General features: G+C 68.4%; 17 protein-coding genes and 1 pseudogene. 14 read left to right on the forward strand and 4 right to left on the reverse strand.

The features are described from left to right. Nucleotides 1–16: 16 nt before the first annotated feature. From C1I89_RS32210 to C1I89_RS32220, 3 genes are read left to right on the forward strand one after another with little or no spacing between them, the layout of a single operon-like run. A complete protein-coding gene (locus C1I89_RS32210; protein WP_102776245.1) occupies nucleotides 17–1,798 on the forward strand; it encodes a branched-chain amino acid ABC transporter ATP-binding protein/permease in 1,782 nt (593 codons plus the stop codon). After that, nucleotides 1,791–2,495, forward strand: a complete 705-nt coding sequence (locus tag C1I89_RS32215; protein ID WP_102776246.1) for an ABC transporter ATP-binding protein — start codon at nucleotides 1,791–1,793, stop codon at nucleotides 2,493–2,495. The genes C1I89_RS32210 and C1I89_RS32215 overlap by 8 nt, the downstream gene beginning before the upstream one ends. A gap of 14 nt (nucleotides 2,496–2,509) precedes the next feature. After that, on the forward strand, nucleotides 2,510–3,319 hold the full coding sequence (locus C1I89_RS32220; RefSeq protein WP_102776247.1) for an SDR family oxidoreductase: 810 nt from the start codon (nucleotides 2,510–2,512) through the stop codon (nucleotides 3,317–3,319). 6 nt (nucleotides 3,320–3,325) lie between these two features. On the opposite strand, the pseudogene C1I89_RS32225 reads toward C1I89_RS32220, so the two are convergent. The 3 genes and pseudogenes from C1I89_RS32225 to C1I89_RS32235 all read right to left on the reverse strand — a co-directional run. Further along, nucleotides 3,326–3,493 (reverse strand): annotated as a pseudogene (locus tag C1I89_RS32225) (thiopurine S-methyltransferase); the annotation flags it as partial. Between the two features lie 44 nt (nucleotides 3,494–3,537). Continuing rightward, the gene (locus tag C1I89_RS32230; protein WP_102776248.1) at nucleotides 3,538–4,197 is read right to left on the reverse strand and encodes a thiopurine S-methyltransferase; all 660 of its coding nucleotides are present in this window, start codon (nucleotides 4,195–4,197) and stop codon (nucleotides 3,538–3,540) included. Nucleotides 4,198–4,283: 86 nt separating this feature from the next. Continuing rightward, the gene (locus tag C1I89_RS32235) at nucleotides 4,284–5,351 is read right to left on the reverse strand and encodes an aldo/keto reductase (protein WP_102776249.1); all 1,068 of its coding nucleotides are present in this window, start codon (nucleotides 5,349–5,351) and stop codon (nucleotides 4,284–4,286) included. Nucleotides 5,352–5,630: 279 nt separating this feature from the next. Between C1I89_RS32235 and C1I89_RS32240 the strand changes: the two genes are divergently transcribed. From C1I89_RS32240 to ycaC, 11 genes are all read left to right on the forward strand, one after another. Next, entirely contained in the window at nucleotides 5,631–6,593 is a 963-nt protein-coding gene (locus C1I89_RS32240; RefSeq protein ID WP_102776250.1) for an AraC family transcriptional regulator, read from the forward strand. Nucleotides 6,594–6,723: 130 nt separating this feature from the next. After that, nucleotides 6,724–8,025, forward strand: a complete 1,302-nt coding sequence (locus C1I89_RS32245; RefSeq protein WP_102776251.1) for an alanine racemase — start codon at nucleotides 6,724–6,726, stop codon at nucleotides 8,023–8,025. A 3-nt stretch (nucleotides 8,026–8,028) separates the two neighbouring features. Continuing rightward, nucleotides 8,029–8,697, forward strand: a complete 669-nt coding sequence (locus tag C1I89_RS32250; protein WP_102776252.1) for an amino acid ABC transporter permease — start codon at nucleotides 8,029–8,031, stop codon at nucleotides 8,695–8,697. A gap of 11 nt (nucleotides 8,698–8,708) precedes the next feature. Next, on the forward strand, nucleotides 8,709–9,359 hold the full coding sequence (locus tag C1I89_RS32255) for an amino acid ABC transporter permease (protein ID WP_102776253.1): 651 nt from the start codon (nucleotides 8,709–8,711) through the stop codon (nucleotides 9,357–9,359). Further along, entirely contained in the window at nucleotides 9,346–10,086 is a 741-nt protein-coding gene (locus C1I89_RS32260) for an amino acid ABC transporter ATP-binding protein (protein ID WP_102776254.1), read from the forward strand. Before C1I89_RS32255 ends, C1I89_RS32260 begins: the two co-directional genes overlap by 14 nt. Before the next feature lie 24 nt (nucleotides 10,087–10,110). Then, the gene (locus C1I89_RS32265; protein WP_102776255.1) at nucleotides 10,111–10,896 is read left to right on the forward strand and encodes a transporter substrate-binding domain-containing protein; all 786 of its coding nucleotides are present in this window, start codon (nucleotides 10,111–10,113) and stop codon (nucleotides 10,894–10,896) included. A 30-nt stretch (nucleotides 10,897–10,926) separates the two neighbouring features. Then, nucleotides 10,927–11,274 (forward strand): RidA family protein, encoded by a 348-nt coding sequence (locus C1I89_RS32270; protein WP_102776256.1) that lies wholly within the window; start codon nucleotides 10,927–10,929, stop codon nucleotides 11,272–11,274. 68 nt (nucleotides 11,275–11,342) lie between these two features. Next, complete coding sequence (locus tag C1I89_RS32275) at nucleotides 11,343–12,377, forward strand: succinylglutamate desuccinylase/aspartoacylase domain-containing protein (RefSeq protein WP_102776257.1); 1,035 nt, start codon at nucleotides 11,343–11,345, stop codon at nucleotides 12,375–12,377. Nucleotides 12,378–12,402: 25 nt separating this feature from the next. Continuing rightward, the gene (locus C1I89_RS32280) at nucleotides 12,403–13,491 is read left to right on the forward strand and encodes a LacI family DNA-binding transcriptional regulator (RefSeq protein ID WP_102776258.1); all 1,089 of its coding nucleotides are present in this window, start codon (nucleotides 12,403–12,405) and stop codon (nucleotides 13,489–13,491) included. Between the two features lie 106 nt (nucleotides 13,492–13,597). Then, entirely contained in the window at nucleotides 13,598–14,545 is a 948-nt protein-coding gene (locus tag C1I89_RS32285) for a LysR substrate-binding domain-containing protein (RefSeq protein ID WP_102776259.1), read from the forward strand. Nucleotides 14,546–14,662: 117 nt separating this feature from the next. Further along, nucleotides 14,663–15,289: an isochorismate family cysteine hydrolase YcaC gene (ycaC, locus tag C1I89_RS32290; RefSeq protein ID WP_102776260.1), complete on the forward strand. Its 627-nt coding sequence runs from the start codon at nucleotides 14,663–14,665 to the stop codon at nucleotides 15,287–15,289. Between the two features lie 42 nt (nucleotides 15,290–15,331). Here the strand turns inward: ycaC and C1I89_RS32295 are convergent, their stop codons facing one another. After that, nucleotides 15,332–16,480: a sterol desaturase family protein gene (locus tag C1I89_RS32295; RefSeq protein ID WP_102776261.1), complete on the reverse strand. Its 1,149-nt coding sequence runs from the start codon at nucleotides 16,478–16,480 to the stop codon at nucleotides 15,332–15,334. Between the last annotated feature and the right edge of the window lie 157 nt (nucleotides 16,481–16,637).

Here is a 16,637-nt window from a genome sequence, read left to right on the forward strand (position 1 = left end):
ACCAGGAGCGAAAAACGTGTTTCCCGATATCCGGCATCCCAAAGCCTACGTCAGCCTCATCCTGCTGGCCGCGATGTTCATTGCGCCCGTCGTCCTGGCCACGCCGCTGTGGACCAATCTTTTCGTGCTGCTGTTCGTGTTCTCGGCGCTGTCGGTGGCCTGGAACATCGTCGGCGGCTACGCCGGCCAGCTCTCGCTGGGCCACGCGGTGTTCTACGGCATCGGCGGCTACACCGCCACGCTGCTGACGCAGAACTGGGGCATTTCGCCCTGGATCGGCATGCTGGCCGGCGCCCTCATCTCGGCGGGCGTCGCCGTGCTGATCAGCTACCCCACCCTGCGGCTGCGCGGCCCGTTCTTCGCGCTGGCCACCATCGCCATCCTCGAAGTGGTTCGCCTGCTGGTGATCCACGAAGAAAGCTGGACCGGCGGCTCCAGCGGCATCAGCCTGCCGCTGAACATAGGCTGGAAGTGGATCGTGTTCCGCGAGAAGATCAACTACGTGATCATCGCGTTCGGCCTGTTCCTGCTGGTGCTGTGGGTGTCCTGGTACGTCCGCAAATCGCGCGTCGGCCACTACCTGATCGCCATCCGCGAACGCGAGGACGCGGCGCTGGCCGTCGGCATCCACGCGGTGCGCATGAAGATCCTGGCGGCCGTGATCTCGGCCATGCTGACCAGCATCATCGGCACCTTCCACATCACCTACCTGACCTTCGTCGATCCCAGTTCGGCGTTCTCGCTGGAGCTGTCCATCCAGATCGCCATGTTCGCCCTGATCGGCGGGCTGGGCACGGTGATCGGACCGATCGCCGGCACCTTCCTGGTGCTGCCCATCGCCGAACTGGCACGCGGCTGGCTCAGCAGCGTGGGCAACGGCATGCACGGGCTGATCTACGGCCTGATCCTGGTGGCCGTGGTGCTGACCATCCCGCACGGCCTGGCCGGCGCCTTCGGCCCCACCGTCGAGCGCTGGCTGTCGCGCCTGCCCTACCTGGGCACGCCGCGGGCCGGGCGCAAGCTGGCCGACGAACTGCGCCTGCACGACGCCGTGCGCACCGAGCAGCCGGTGCTCAAGGCCGAGAATCTGTTCAAGAGCTTCGGCGGCCTGCGCGCCACCAACGACGTGTCGCTGACGCTGAACCGGAACGAGATCCTGGGCATGATCGGACCCAACGGCGCGGGCAAGACCACGGTGTTCAACCTGCTGTCGGGCTTTCTGGCGCCGGACAAGGGCAGCGTCTCGATGCTGGACGCCCACGGCAACTGGGTCTCCTGCAAGACGCCCGACGAGTTCGCGCACCAGGGCCTGGGCCGCACCTTCCAGATCGCCAAGCCGTTCACCGGCCTGACCGTGCTGGAGAACATCATGCTGGGCGCCTTCATCCGCACCGCCGACCGCGACGAGGCCGAGCAGATCGCGCTGAAAATCGCCGAGCAGACCGACCTGGTCAAGTACCTGGGCGCCGAGGCCCGCAGCCTGACCGTGGGCGGCATGAAGCGCCTGGAGATCGCCCGCGCGCTGGCGATCAACCCGCGCATCCTGCTGCTGGACGAAGTGATGGCGGGCCTGAACCCCACCGACATCGAGAAGTCGATCCGGATGATCCGGCGCATCCGCGATTCGGGCGTGTCGGTGCTGCTGATCGAACACATGATGCAGGCCACCATGGCGCTGTCCGACCGCATCGTGGTGCTCAACGAGGGCGCGGTGCTGGTCAGCGGCGCGCCGCAGGACGTGGTCGAGAATCCCGCGGTCATCGAAGCCTATCTGGGCAAGGAGTATCAGGATGCTTAAGGTCTCGAACCTGTCCGCCGGCTACGGCAAGAGCCAGGTGCTCAACGGCCTGAATTTCGAAGTCCGCGCCGGCGAGATCGTGACCCTGATCGGCGCCAACGGCGCCGGCAAGACCACCACGCTCAAGACCCTGTGCGGCGTGATCGCGGCCCAGGAAGGCCGGGTCGAATTCGAGGGCCGCGACCTCACCAACCACAAGCCCTACGACATCGTCGACGCCGGCATCACCATGGTGCCCGAGGGCCGCCAGCTGTTTCCGCACTTCACCGTGCGCGACAACCTGCTGATGGGCTCGTACAAGCGCGCCGCCCGCCCCATCGTGCAGCGCAAGCTGGACGAAGTGCTGGCCATCTTCCCGCGCGTCAAGGAACGCCTGGGCCAGTACGCCGGCTCCCTGTCCGGCGGCGAGCAGCAGATGGTGGCGATCGCGCGCGGCATGATGGCCGATCCCAAGCTGCTGGTGTTCGACGAGCCTTCGCTGGGCCTGTCGCCGCTGCTGGTGCAGCAGATGTTCGACATCATCCGCGACGTGACCGCGCACGGCATGACCGTGCTGCTGGTGGAACAGAACGTGTTCCGCACGCTGCGGCTGGCCGACCGCGGCTACGTGCTGGAAAACGGCGTCATCGTGCGCTCGGGCACCGGCGCCGAACTGCTCGGCGACCCGCACGTGAAAAAAGCCTATCTCGGCCACTGACTCCAGGAAACGCCATGCCTTATGGAAAGCCGCAAGCAAGCCGGCCGCGCCGCGATCCCGGCGCGCGCTTCAGCAACCAGACCGCCATCGTGACCGGCGCCGTGGGCGGCATCGGCTCGGCCATCGTCGAAGGCTTCCTGGCCGAAGGCGCGCGCGTGGGCCTGATCGACTTCAATTCGCAGGCCGGCCAGGCCTACGAAAAAGCGCTGCGCCAGCGCGGCCACGAAGTCTGTTTCGTGCATGCGGACGTGGCGCGCTACGAAGACTGCCAGGCCGCCTACGACCGTCTCGCGCGCGAACTGGGCGCTGCGGACATCCTGGTCAACAACGTCGGGATCTCGCCCAAGACCGACGGGCGCGCGCTCAAGGTCTGGGAAATGCCGCCGCAGGAATGGGAAGCGGTGGTGTCGGTGAACCTGAACAGCGTGTTCTACATGACCCGGCTGGCCGCGCCGCACATGGTCGGGCAGCGGCGCGGGCGCGTCGTCAACATGTCGTCGGTGGCCGGCAAGGCGTACTGCGACATCGTGGCCGCCCACTATGCGGCGACCAAGGCCGCGCTGATCGGACTGACCCGGCATTGGGCCGCCGAACTGGGCGAGCACCAGGTCACGGTCAACGCCCTGGCGCCCGGCCGCATCGACACCCCCTTGCTGCGCACCGTGCCCAGGGAAATCAACGACGCCGTGGCGCAGGCCACGGCGCTGCGCCGACTGGGCACGCCGCAGGAAGTGGCCGACGCCTGCCTGTTCTTCGCCTCGGACCAGGCGCGCTTCGTCACCGGCCAGGTGCTGGACGTGGCCGGCGGATGGCTGATGACCTGAGGCCGCTCAGCCCTGCGCGCCCAGGTGGTACACCACCGTGTCGAGCCGGCTCACGCCCGCCGCCTGGAACTTGGGGTCCTTATCCAGGATGTCGCGGCGGTCGATGATCCGGGCCGGCGACACGGCCTCGAACAGCGCCTGCACCTCGCTGTCGACCACCGAGAACGGCGGCCCNGGTGCTGGACGTGGCCGGCGGATGGCTGATGACCTGAGGCCGCTCAGCCCTGCGCGCCCAGGTGGTACACCACCGTGTCGAGCCGGCTCACGCCCGCCGCCTGGAACTTGGGGTCCTTATCCAGGATGTCGCGGCGGTCGATGATCCGGGCCGGCGACACGGCCTCGAACAGCGCCTGCACCTCGCTGTCGACCACCGAGAACGGCGGCCCGGCCATCTCGTCCTGCGGATAGTCCAGCGTGATGAGCAGGCCCTGGTAGGCGGGCGACAGCTGGCCGTACACGTGGCGCACGTAATCGGCCCGCATGGTCTCGGGCAGCGCCACCAGCGCCGCGCGGTCGTAGGCGCCGACGCAATGCGACAGGATCTGCGCGTCCAGCTTGAAGATGTCGCCGCAGATGATTTCGATGTTGCCGGCGACGTAATGCTTGCCGTAGATGGACTGGTGCGTGAGCGGCTTGAGTTCGTTCTCATCGAAGAACTGCTCGACCGCCAGTTGCGACAGCTCCACGCCCAGCACCGGATTGCCCTGCGCCGCCAGCCAGATCATGTCCAGCGACTTGCCGCAAAGCGGCACCAGCACCCGGCCCTGTTTGGGCACGCCCAGGGCCGGCCAGTATTTCTGCAAAAGCGGCGTGACCCGCGATTGATGAAAGTGCGTGCGCCCTTCGCGCCACCGCTGCAGCCAGAATTCCGCTTCCATACCGAGTCTGCTCCTCCTGTGAGTCGGCGCGGACCCGGCCGGGACCGGCGCACCGGGCGCCTGCGTCCCGCGCCTGCGGCCCGCGCTTATGGGTGTGGAGCATTGTAGTTCGGCGCGGCCGAATCGATGAGCTGCTGGCGCCGGTACTCGCCCTGGCGCACGTGCATCCAGCCGGGATACTCGGACGGCAGCGCGCTGACCTGGTCCAGCGCGGCCAGTTCTTCCTCGTCGAGCCGGATGCCGCAGGCGGCGAGGTTGTCGTCGAGCTGGTCCAGGCGCCTGGCGCCGATGATGACGCTGGTGACCACGCGCTGGTGCATCAGCCAGGCCAGGGCCACCTGCGCCACGGACACGCCGCGCGCCTCGGCGATGCGCCGCAGCACGTCGATGCAGTCGTAGGCCCGTTCGCGGTCCACCGGCGGGAAATCGAACACGGCGCGGCGGCTGCCGGCCTCGGCCTGGCCGTCGCGGCCGACCTTGCCGCTGAGCAGGCCGCCGGCCAGCGGGCTCCACACCATCAGCCCCACGCCCTCGCTTTGCAGCATGGGCGCGATCTCGCGCTCCAGGTCGCGGCCCGCGATCGTGTAGTACGCCTGCAGCGACTCGAAGCGCGCCAGCCCCAGGCGCTCGGCGATGCCCAGCGCCTTCATGATCTGCCAGGCCGCCCAGTTGGATACGCCCACGTAGCGCACGTGGCCCTGCTGCACCAGATTGTCCAGCGCCCTGACGGTTTCCTCCACCGGCGTGGCCGGATCGAAGCCGTGGATCTGGTAGAGGTCGATGTGGTCGAGCTGCAGGCGCGCCAAGCTTTTCTTGACGCCGTCCATGATATGCGCGCGCGAATTGCCGCGGGCGTTGACCCCGGCCCCGGTCTGGCCGAAGACCTTGGTGGCGATGACCACGTCGTCGCGCGCCACCTTCAGGTCGCGCAGCGCCTGGCCGGTGATGATTTCGGAGCGGCCCTCGGAATAGACGTCGGCCGTGTCGATGAAATTGACGCCGGCCTCCAGGGCCCGGCCGACCAGCCGGTTGGCGTCTTCCTGCTGCAGGCGGCCGATCTTGCTCCACAGTTCGCCCTCGCCGCCGAAGGTCATGGTTCCCAGGCACAGCTCCGAGACGAACAGGCCGGTGCTGCCGAATTTCTTGTACCGCATGGTGCGCTCCTTTCAGGACAGGGCGGACGGCTTGCCCGCCGCGACCCGGACAGTATGCGTCCGACGGCGCGCGCCGGCGCTGCTCGATACTGTCCGCTTTTTGCCTGATTCTCCGGCATGGGTCCGCGGGCCGGGCCGGCGTATCCATTCCTCCGGTTTTTTTGCCCATTTCTCCATCGCACGCGGCCGCCATTACCGCAACGGCCAGCTTGGGCCTACACTGGCATGACCCGATTCTCTGCCTCCGCCGCCGCCCGGCGCGCTTCCGGAGCCTCCCCCATGCCGCTGACCACCGCCCTGGCCGCCGATCGCGCCGGCCTCCCGCCCGCCATCGAATACGAGCCCGCCCGCCGCGAGCTGCTCTGCACGCTGGATCGCATGACCGGCGACCTGGAAGGCTCGCTGGACACGCCCATCGAGGGCCTGTACCTGCACCGCCTGTCGCAGCCCACCGGCGCCAAGCCCGGCTTGCAGCGCGCCGCGCTGGCCGTGATCGCGCAAGGCTCCAAGCGGCTGCTGATCGGCGACGAGAGCTACGAGTACGACCCCTTCCATTACCTGATTTCCTCGGTCGACCTGCCGGTGGTGGCCAAGGTGTCGGTGGCCAGCCCGGCCCTGCCCTACCTGGGGCTGCGCCTGGACCTGAACCCCGAGGAAATCACCGAGCTGATCAGCGACGAGAACCTGCCCGCGTTGGCGCCGGCCGAGGCGGCGCGCGCGCTCAGCGTGAACCCGCTGGGCGGTTCGCTGCTCGACGCGGTGCTGCGGCTGCTGCGCCTCCTGGACACGCCGCGCGACATTCCCATCCTGGCGCCCATGGTCAAGCGCGAGCTGCTGTACCGCCTGCTGATGAACGGCCAGGGTGTGGTGCTGCGCCAGTCGGTGCTGCAGGACAGCCAGCTCAACCGCGTGGCCAAGGCCATCCGCATCCTGCGCGACAACTTCGCGCAGCCGCTGCGAGTGGAAGAAATCGCGCGCGACGTGCACATGAGCGTGTCTTCGCTGCACCATCATTTCAAGCAGGCCACCGCCATGAGCCCGCTGCAATACCAGAAGCAGCTGCGCCTGCAGGAAGCGCGCCGGCTCATGCTGACCGACGACGCCGGGGTGGCGCTGGCGGCGCACGCCGTGGGCTACGAGAGTTCGTCCCAATTCAGCCGGGAATACAGCCGCCTGTTCGGCACGCCGCCCCTGCGCGACAAGCAGCGCTGGAAGGACGAAGCCGCTTCCGCCGGCGCCTGAGCGCGCCGCACCGGGCTAGGGATAGCCCTAATTCTTGATTTGACAACGTTACCATTAGACTGCCGCCTGGCGAATGACAACGTTGTCATTCGTCCTCTTTTTTCTTTGTTTTCCGACACTCGGCGGCCGCATGAATCCCTTCCTGGACACCCTGCTCGACACCCCACTGGACGACACCTACCGCGGCGTACCGCCCGGCGAGCCGGCCGTCGCGCTGCGCGCCGTGGCCTCGCGCGGCTGGCAGCCCAGGACCGGCAACATGGCCCTGCCGGTCCTGACCATGGACGAGGCCGCCTTCGACCACAACGTCGAACGGATTTTCGGCTACGCCCGCAGCCACGGCGCGGCGCTGGCGCCGCACGCCAAGACGCCGATGTCGCCGCAGATCGTGCAGCGCCTGCTGGACGCCGGCGCCTGGGGCGCCACCGTCGCCAACCTGCAGCAGGCCGCCGTGCTGCTGCGCGCCGGCGTGCGCCGCCTGATGCTGGGCAACGAGATCGGCGGCGCCGCCAGCGGCGCCCGCCTGGGCAAGCTGCTGGCGGCCTATCCGGATGCGCGCATGCTGATGTTCGCGGACTCGGCCGCCACGGTCTCGGCGCTGGCCGCCGCCGCCGCACAGGCCGGGCGCGCGGTGGAGGTGCTGGTGGAGATCGGCGGCGGGCGCGCCGGCGCGCGCGACGATACGGCCGTCGCCGCCATCCTCGACGCCGTCGCGGCCCACGGCGACAAGCTCGCCCTGGCCGGCGTGGCCACCTATGAAGGCGCCGTCGCCACCTCGGACCCGGCCGCCACGGCGCAGAACATCGCCGCGCTGATGCAGCGCGCCGCGCGCGCCTTCGGCCAGGTGCGCGCGCTGGCGCCGCAGGCGCCGCTGGTGTTCACGGCCGGCGGCTCCGCCTTCTTCGACCACGTCGTGCAGGCCGCCACCCCGCTGCTGGCGCAGGACGGCAACGCCCAGCTGGTGCTGCGCAGCGGCGCCATTTTCTTCCACGACCACGGCGCCTACGAGCGCGCGCTCAAGGCCATGGACGCGCGCGCCGGCTTCCAGGTCGACGGCCAGGCCCGCCAGGCCGCCGCCGACTTCCGGCCGGCCCTGCGCCTGTGGGGCGAGGTCCTGTCGCGTCCCGAACCGGGGCTGGCGATCTGCGGCTTCGGCATGCGCGACGTGTCCTACGACCAGGACCTGCCCGTGCCGCTGGCTGCCTACCGCGACGGCGCGCCCCTGGCCGGCTGGGACCCCGCCGGTCGCGTCACCCGGCTCAACGACCAGCACGCCTTCCTGGCCGTCGCGCCCGACAGCGCGCTGGCGCCAGGCGACGTGATCGAGTTCGGCATCTCGCACCCCTGCACCTGTCTGGACCGCTGGCGCGTCTTCTTCGGCCTGGACGCCGACGGCCGGGTGCAATCCGCCTACCGCACGTTCTTCGGGTAAGCCATGCAGCAACTGAATTTCCAACAGATCTGGCGCTACCGCGAACAGCTCTGGCAAGGCATGCAGGTCACGCTGGAGCTGACGGCCATCGCCGTCGTCGCCGGACTGGCGATCGGCCTGGCCGGCGCCCTGCTCACGCGCCACGGCCCCCGGCCCGTCAAGCTGTTCCTGCGGGCCTATGTCGAGGTGTTCCGCAACACGCCCTCGCTGATCCAGCTTTTCGTGGTGTTCTTCGTGCTGCCCGGCCTGGGCCTGCGCATGCCGCCCTTCGTGGCCGCGGCGGTGGCGCTGAGCCTGTATTTCGGCGCCTACGCCATCGAGATCCTGCGCGCCGGGCTGGACTCGATTCCGCGCAGCCAGGTCGAGGCCGGCCACTGCCTGGGCCTGACGAGCTGGCAGGTCTACCGCCACATCGTGCTGGCGCCGGCGCTACGCAACGTCTATCCGGCGCTGGGCACGCAACTGGTCATCCTGCTGCTGGGCACCTCGCTGGCCTCGCAGGTTTCCGCCGAAGACCTGTTCCACGCCGGCAGCTTCATCGAAAGCCGCACCTATCGCAGCTTCGAGGTCTATGCGGTGATCTGCGGCATTTACTTCACGCTGGTGCTGATCACCAAGGCCGTGCTGGCCCTGGCCGGCAGCCTGGCCTTCACCTGGCCCGTGCGCCGCTAGGAGCCTTGAGCATGCGTACGTTTTCCTGGAGCGATTTCGCCTCCCTGCTGAGCGCCCTGCAATGGACGGTGGCGCTGGTGCTGATCGCGCTGGCCATCGGCGCGCCGCTGGGCCTGGGGCTGGCGCTGCTGCGCAGCCATCGCGCCGCGCCGCTGCGCTGGCTGGCCGCCGTCCTGCAGCAACTGGTGCAGGGCGTGCCGCTGCTGGGCCTGCTGATGTTCTTCTACTTCGGCATGCCGGTATTCCTGGGCGTCGAGGTGCCGGCGCTGACCGCCGTCAGCGTGGCCTTCATCATCTACACGGCCGCCTTCCTGGGCCAGATCTGGTATGGCGGCATCCAGGCGGTCAAGCACGAACAATGGGAAGCCGCCGCCTGCCTGGGCCTGTCCAAATGGCATCAGTTCCGCCACGTGATCGCGCCGCAGGCGCTGCGCCTGTCGCTGCCGCCCACCGTGGGCTTTCTGGTGCAGCTCATCAAGGGCACCTCGCTGGCCTCGGTGGTGGGCTTCGTGGAACTGGCCCGCGCCGGGCAGATCGCCAGCGCCGCCACCTTCCAGCCCCTGCTGGTGTATTCCTGCGTCGCGTTGCTGTACTTCGCGGCGTGCCTGCCCCTGACGATGTGGGCGCGTAACCTGGAGGGCCGCATCCATGGCGCTCGTTGAAGTCTCCAATGTCCACAAACGTTTCGGCGCCAACGCGGTGCTCAACGGCGTCTCGCTAGAAGTCGACGAAGGCGAGATCGTCACCATCATCGGCCGCTCCGGCTCGGGCAAGTCCACCCTGCTGCGCTGCCTGAACGCGCTGGAGACCGTCGACGACGGCGACATCCGCATCGGCGGCGAACGCGTGCACGCCGCCATGCCCGGCCTGCGCCAGTTCCGCCAGCGCGTGGGCATCGTGTTCCAGCAGTTCAACCTGTTTCCCCACCTGAACGTGGAGCGCAACATCACGCTGGCGCCCACGCTCAACGGCAAGATCGCCAAGTCCGAGGGCCGCGCGCTGGCGCTGGACGTGCTGCGCCGCGTCGGCCTGGCCGAAAAGATCGACGCCTATCCCGCCCTGCTGTCGGGCGGCCAGCAGCAGCGCGTGGCGATCGCCCGCTGCCTGGCGATGGCGCCGCAGCTGATGCTGTTCGACGAGGTCACCTCGGCGCTCGATCCCGAACTCGTGGGCGAGGTGCTGAAGGTCATGGAAGACATGGCGCGCCAGGGCATGACCATGGTGCTGGTGACCCACGAAATGGCCTTCGCCCGCAACGTCGCGTCCAAGGTCGTGTTCATGCACCAGGGCCGCGTGTGGGAACAGGGCCCGCCCGCCCGGCTCTTCGCCGATCCCCAGACCCCCGAGCTGCGCCAGTTCATCGGCACGGCCGCGCCGACCGCCCATTAAGGCATACACCACCGGAGTCATCCCATGAAACTCTTCGCCAAGCTGGCCGCCGCCGCGGCCGTCTGCCTCTCCCTGGCCGCTCCCGCGGCGGCCGCCGACAAACTGCAGGACGTGCTGGACGCGGGCAAGCTGCGCGTCGGCGTCCTGATGGACGCCGCCCCCTGGGGCTTCAAGAACGCCAAGGGCGAGGCCGACGGCCTGGACATCGACATGGCCAAGCTCATGGCCGCCGACCTGGGCGTCAAGCTCGAACTGGTGCAGCTCACCGGCGCCAGCCGCATCCCCAGCCTGCTCGCCGGCAAGGTCGACGTGCTCATCGCCGCGGCGGGCGCCACGCCCGAACGCGCCCAGCAGGTGATGTTCTCGCAGCCCTACGCGGCCGTGAACCTGGGCGTCTACGGCGGCGAAGGCCTGCCGCAGGCCAAGACGGCGGCCGACCTCAAGGGCCGCAGCATCGCCGTCGCCAAGGGCTCCACGCTGGACATCTGGCTGACCGACAACGCCCCCGAGGCCAGGCTGGTGCGCTTCGAGGACACGCCTTCGGCGGTGGCCGCCTACCTGGCCGGCCAGGCCGAGTCGTTCGCCGAGAACAGCGCCATCGCGCTCAAGGTGGCCGAGGACAATCCGGCCAAGGCGCCCCAGCTCAAGTTCCTGATCCGCCAGTCGCCGGCGCATGCTGCGGTCCAGCAGGGGCAGCAGAACCTGCTGAACTGGATCAACACCTTTCTCTTCTCCAACCGCATGAACGGCAAGCTCGCGACGCTGCAGGAAAAGTGGTTCAAGGAAGCCCAGACCCTGCCGCAGATGTAATCCGGGCGCGCCCGACTACCGAGGATACGCATGCTCAAACGCTACAAATCCGGCTCGCGCATGAGCCAGGCCGTGTCGTACAACGGCTTCGTGTTCATCGCCGGCCAGGTGGCCGACAACCGCCAGGGCTCGCTGGAATCCCAGACCCGCGAAGTGCTGGCCAAGATCGAGGCCCTGCTGGCCGAGGCCGGCAGCGACAAATCGCGCCTGCTGGCGGTGGACGTGTTCCTGCCGGCCATCGGCGACTTCGACGCCATGAACCGCGTCTACGACGCCTGGATCGATCCGGCCAATCCGCCCGCCCGCGCCTGCGTCGAAGCGCGGCTGGCAGATCCCGACCTGCGGGTCGAAATGACGGCCGTCGCCGCGCTGCGCTGACACGCCGCGCCCCCACTCGACACTCCACTCCACTTCGCGCCGCCGCTGGCGGCGCCGCAGCTCCCTCCATGCATACCGGCCTGTTTCACGAGATCGATTTCGACGCCGACGGCAAGGCGCTCAGCTTCCTGGGCACCCCCTATTCGGTGGACCGCTCGCCCTACTACCAGATCAAGACGCCCGTCTGCCGCATCCGCAACGGCAGCGGTCCGCGGGTGCTGCTCATGGCCGGCAACCACGGCGACGAATACGAGGGCGAAGTCGCGCTCGGCCGGCTGATACGCCGCCTGTCGCCGCAGCAGATCCGCGGCGAGGTCACCATCCTGCCGCTGGCCAACCTGCCCGCGGTGATGGCTGCGCGCAGACGCTCGCCGCTGGACGACGGCAACCTCAACCGCGCCTTTCCCGGCGCGCCGGGCGGCACCCCGACCGAACGGCTGGCGCACTTCCTGGAGCACGAACTCTTTCCGCGCCATGACGTGGTGTTCGACATCCATTCCGGCGGCACCTCGATGGCCCACCTGCCCACCGCCCTGATCGAACGCCAGGACGACCCCGGGCGCATGGCCCGGGCGCTGGACCTGATGGGCTCGCTGGGCATGGCCCATGCCTTCGTGGCGGCCAACGGCCGCGAGGCCCCGACTTCGATGGCCGCGGCGGCGCGCGCCGGAGCCATCGGCATCAGCGGCGAATTCGGCGGCGGCGGCACGCTGACGCCGGCCAGCCTGGCCGCCACCCAGCGCGCCATCGACAACCTGCTGCAGAAGCTGGGCGTGACCGACGCGCCGGTGCTCGGCCCCCACGCGCCCGCCGCCCCCGGCATGCAGCTGCTGGAGCTCGACAGCCACGAGCAGAATATTTTCGCCACCCGCCGGGGCTGGTTCGAACCGGCCGTGGACATCGGCGCCCATGTGCGCGCCGGCGACGTCGCCGGCTACTACCACGACTTCAACCGGCTCGACGCCGACGAGCAGGTGCTGCGCTTCCGGGCCTCGGGCATCGTCATCTCCAGGCGGCTGCATACCGACTGCGAGTCGGGCGACAGCCTGATCCAGGTCGCGCGTCCGATCGCCCGGGCTGATATCCTGACGGATGCCGCCTGATTCAGGAACCCGCCATAGACACCGCATGACCCAACGGCCCGCGTCCCTCTCCGCTCCCACCTACGACGACGTGCTGCGCGTGCAGCCCCACGGCCGCGCCGCGCCGGCGCGCCCGGCCCTGCCCGCCAGACCGCCGCGGATCGAAGAGGTGGCCAGGCTGGCCGGCGTCTCGCCCATCACCGTATCGCGCGCGCTGCGCCAGCCGGACAAGGTCGCCAAGGAAAAGCGCGAGCGTATCCTGGAAGTCGTGGCGCAGACCGGCTATGCGTCCAACCCGCACGCCCGCGCCCTGCGCTCCGGCCAGTCCAGCGTGGTGGCCGCCTTCGTCTCCAACATCCTGAGCCAGCAGTTCGCGCTGGCGGTGCAGGGCTGCGCCGAAGTGCTCGAACCCCAGGGCTACCAGCTCATGGTGGGGCAGACCTCGTACTCCTACGCCAAGGAAACCAGCATGATCGCGTCACTGCGCGCCCTGCGCCCGGCCGCGGTGCTGTTCACCGGCGTGATCGAACTGGAAGAAAACCGCCAGTCGCTGCACGAGCTGGGCATTCCCATCATGGAAACCTGGGCCTATCCGCGCGATCCCATAGACATGCTGGTGGGCTTCTCCAACTACGACGGCGGCGTAATGGCGGCGCGCCACCTGGCCGAACGCGGCCACCGCCGGGTCGCCTTCGTGGCGCGCCAGGGCGGTCGCGGCGAACTGCGCCGCCAGGGCTTTCGCGCCGCGGCCGCCGAGTACGGCCTGGAAGTCGTGGCCGAGCTGGCCGTGGACCATGCCCAGACCATCGCCGACGGACGGGCCGCGTTCGCGCGCCTGGCCGCGCTGGGCCGGCCGTTCGACGCCGTGTTCTGCGCCAACGACCTGCTGGCGGTGGGCGCGCTGTTCGAAGCGCGCGACCGCGGCCTCGCCATTCCGGGCGAGATCGCCATTCTCGGCTTCGGCGACACCGACATCGCCGGCGAGATCGAGCCCGGCCTCACCACCATCGGCGTCGACAGCCGCCGGCTCGGCGTGCGCGCCGGCGAATTGCTGCTGCAGCGCCTGAACGGCCAGATGCCGGCCTCGCGCCAGGAAGTCTTTCCGCTGACGCTCAACCTGCGCGCCAGCACCTAGTGTGCTGGCGCATCCCGCATCGCGGAATCGGCGCGGCTATACGCCGCGCCCGCCGCCGTTATATGCTCGACCCGACGTCCTATTCTCAGAACGATCGGGAGCCTGCATGCATGATCTGAATGACCTTTTCTATTTCGTGCAGGTCGTCAAGAACGGCGGGTTCGCCCCGGCCGGCCGCGCGCTCAACATCCCCAAGTCCCGCCTCAGCCGCCGCATCGCGCTGCTGGAAGAGCGGCTGGGCGTGCGCCTCATACAGCGTTCCACGCGCAGCTTCGCCGTCACGGACCTGGGCCAGGAATACTTCGAGCAATGCCTGTCCATGCTGGCGGGCGCCGAGGCCGCCCAGGAGGTCATCGACCGCACCCGCGCCGAGCCGCAGGGCACCATCCGCATGGCGGCGCCGCCCGCGCTGATCTACTACTTCCTCGGCGATCTGGTCGCCCGCTTCATGGTCCAGTGCCCCAAGGTCCATGTGTACCTGAAGAGCTTCAGCCGCCCCGTGGACGTGCTGCGCGAAGGCTTCGACATCGCCGTGCGGGTGCGCTTCGGCCCCATCGAAAGCAGCGACCTGGTCATGAAGCCGCTGGGCATGAGCTGCCAGAGCCTGGTGGCCAGCCCCGAGCTGGCCCGCCGCATCAATCTGCCGGCCGACCCTCATAGCCTGAACCAATACCCCACGCTGGCGCTGGGCACCGAGCAGCGCGAATCGCACTGGCATCTGGACGGCCCCGACGGCGCGCGCCTGGTCGTGCCGTTCAGCCCGCGCCTGGTGACCGACGACATGCTGGCCCTGAAGCGGGCGGCGCTGCGTGGCGTGGGCATCGTGTCCCTGCCGCTATTGATGATCTGCGAAGAGATCGAAGCCGGCACGCTGGTGGACGTGGGCGCGCCCTGGCAACCGGAACCGGGCAGCGTCCACGCCATCTTCCCATCGCGCCGCGGCCTGCTGCCCGGCGTGCGGGACCTGCTGGATTTCATGAGCGCCGAATACCAGGAAGTGGTCAGGCGGGAACACAGCGCGAGGCAACTGCGCGACGGGCCCATCGCCAAGTGATCCGGACGCATATCGTCCGATGAGTGAAACGCAGAAACTCAAATTCACGCCTTCCGGACAGCCCGCGTTGCCCCTAGGATAGTTAACTCCGCCTTCCACTTCCCCTAGGAGCATGCCATGACCAAACCCTACGTGAAACTCGACAAGTCCCAGGCCGCCGTGCTGCTGGTGGACCACCAGGTGGGCCTGCTGTCGCTGGTCCGGGACTTTCAGCCCGACCAGTTCAAGAACAACGTCCTGGCGCTGGCCGACCTGGCCGAATACTTCAAGCTGCCCACCATCCTGACCACCAGTTTCGAAGACGGCCCCAACGGCCCGCTGGTGCAGGAATTGAAGGACCAGTTCCCGAAGGCCCCCTACATCGCCCGTCCGGGCAACATCAACGCCTGGGACAACGAAGACTTCGTCAAGGCCGTCAAGGACACCGGCAGGAAGCAGCTGATCATCGCCGGCGTGGTCACCGAGGTCTGCGTCGCCTTCCCCGCGCTGTCGGCGCTGGAAGAAGGCTTCGACGTGTTCGTGGTGACCGACGCCTCGGGCACCTTCAACGAAGTGACGCGCGACGCGGCATGGCGCCGCATGGAAGCGGCCGGCGCGCAGATGATGAGCTGGTTCGGCGTCGCCTGCGAACTGCACCGCGACTGGCGCAACGACATCGAGGGGCTGGGCCGCCTGTTCTCGAACCACATCCCCGACTACCGCAACCTGATGGCGGCCTATTCCACCGTCAAGGGCAGCAAGTAAGACGCCACTACGGCGTATATGGGGCAGCGGCGCGCCGCTGCCCTATTTTTTGCGCGCGAACGGATAGGCCTGCTGCGCCAGGAAGGTGCCCGGCATGTCGTTGTCCAGGATGCCGTAGTTCTCGGGCAGGCGATGGCGCACGCCGCGCACCGCGGTGCCGAACAGGTAGTCGATGAACGACAGGTGGGCGGCGTAGTTGCGGTCGATCGCCTCGGTGTCCGACGAATGGTGCCAATGGTGGAAGTCCGGCGTCACAATCACGTAACGCAGCCAGCCCCAGGGCAGCTTCACGTTGGAGTGGATCAGCACCGCCTGGAAGCCCACGATGATGATGTAGGCGTCCAGCACCGATTTGGAAAAGCCCAGCGCGAACAGCACGCCCAGCACCGCGACGCGGGTGATCAGCAGCTCGACCACGTGCAGCCTGGAACCGGCCAGCCAGTCCAGCGTGCGGGTGCTGTGGTGCACGGCATGGATGCGCCACAGGAACGGCACCTCGTGATAGGCGCGGTGCGCGGCGTATTGCACCAGGTCCGCCACCAGCACCGCCAGGAACAGCTCGACTGCATAGGGCAGCGCGACGATCGCCTGCTGCAGCGGCTCGTAGGCGGCCCACGAAAACAGCCGGTGCACGAAGAAATTGATGCACAGCAGCACCGCCCCCACCGACAGGTGGTTGAACAGGAAGTGCTTCATGTCCACCTGCCATTCCCCGCGGAACACCGGCTGGCCGGGATACAGCGGAAACAGCTTCTCGAAAATAATGAACACGGTGCTGGACGCCAGCAGATCCAGGATGAACCAGTCCAGGCCCAGATAAGGGTGGTTGCCGGTATTGGAGCTGGTCACCACCACATTGCTGCCGCCCGCCGCGACGGCGACGCACACCAGCACGAAGGCGGAGATATTGAGCCAGCGCTGGCGCCCCAGCACGGTATTGGCCAGCGCGATCGAGCCCGCCACCAGCAGCGCGCCGAACAGCAAGGCGCGCATCGCGTCCACCGAATAAAAACTGCGCAGCTCCGGCGTGGTCAGATAGGCCGGAAAATGAAACGCCAGCACGCCCAGCACGGCAAGAATCGCCAGAAACAGCGCGATGACTCCGCTCATCATTCCCGTGCCCGGGTGGATCCGGCCGTCCCGCTTGAATAACTCGTAGACCTGCCGATAAATGGGCGCGCTCTGTTTCATTTCATTTTTATGATGACCACGGGGAGGCGAGTGTATCCCCGAGCCGCCGGCATCATGTAATCACACGTGACCAAATCGCACAGATTTCCCCCGCCTCCCCTTGCGGCGGCGCCAGGCGGTTGCGGCCGATCAAGCGGCGCTTCCCGGACGGTTGACA

The organism is Achromobacter pulmonis, from assembly GCF_002885955.2.
Lineage (GTDB): Bacteria > Pseudomonadota > Gammaproteobacteria > Burkholderiales > Burkholderiaceae_B > Achromobacter > Achromobacter pulmonis_A.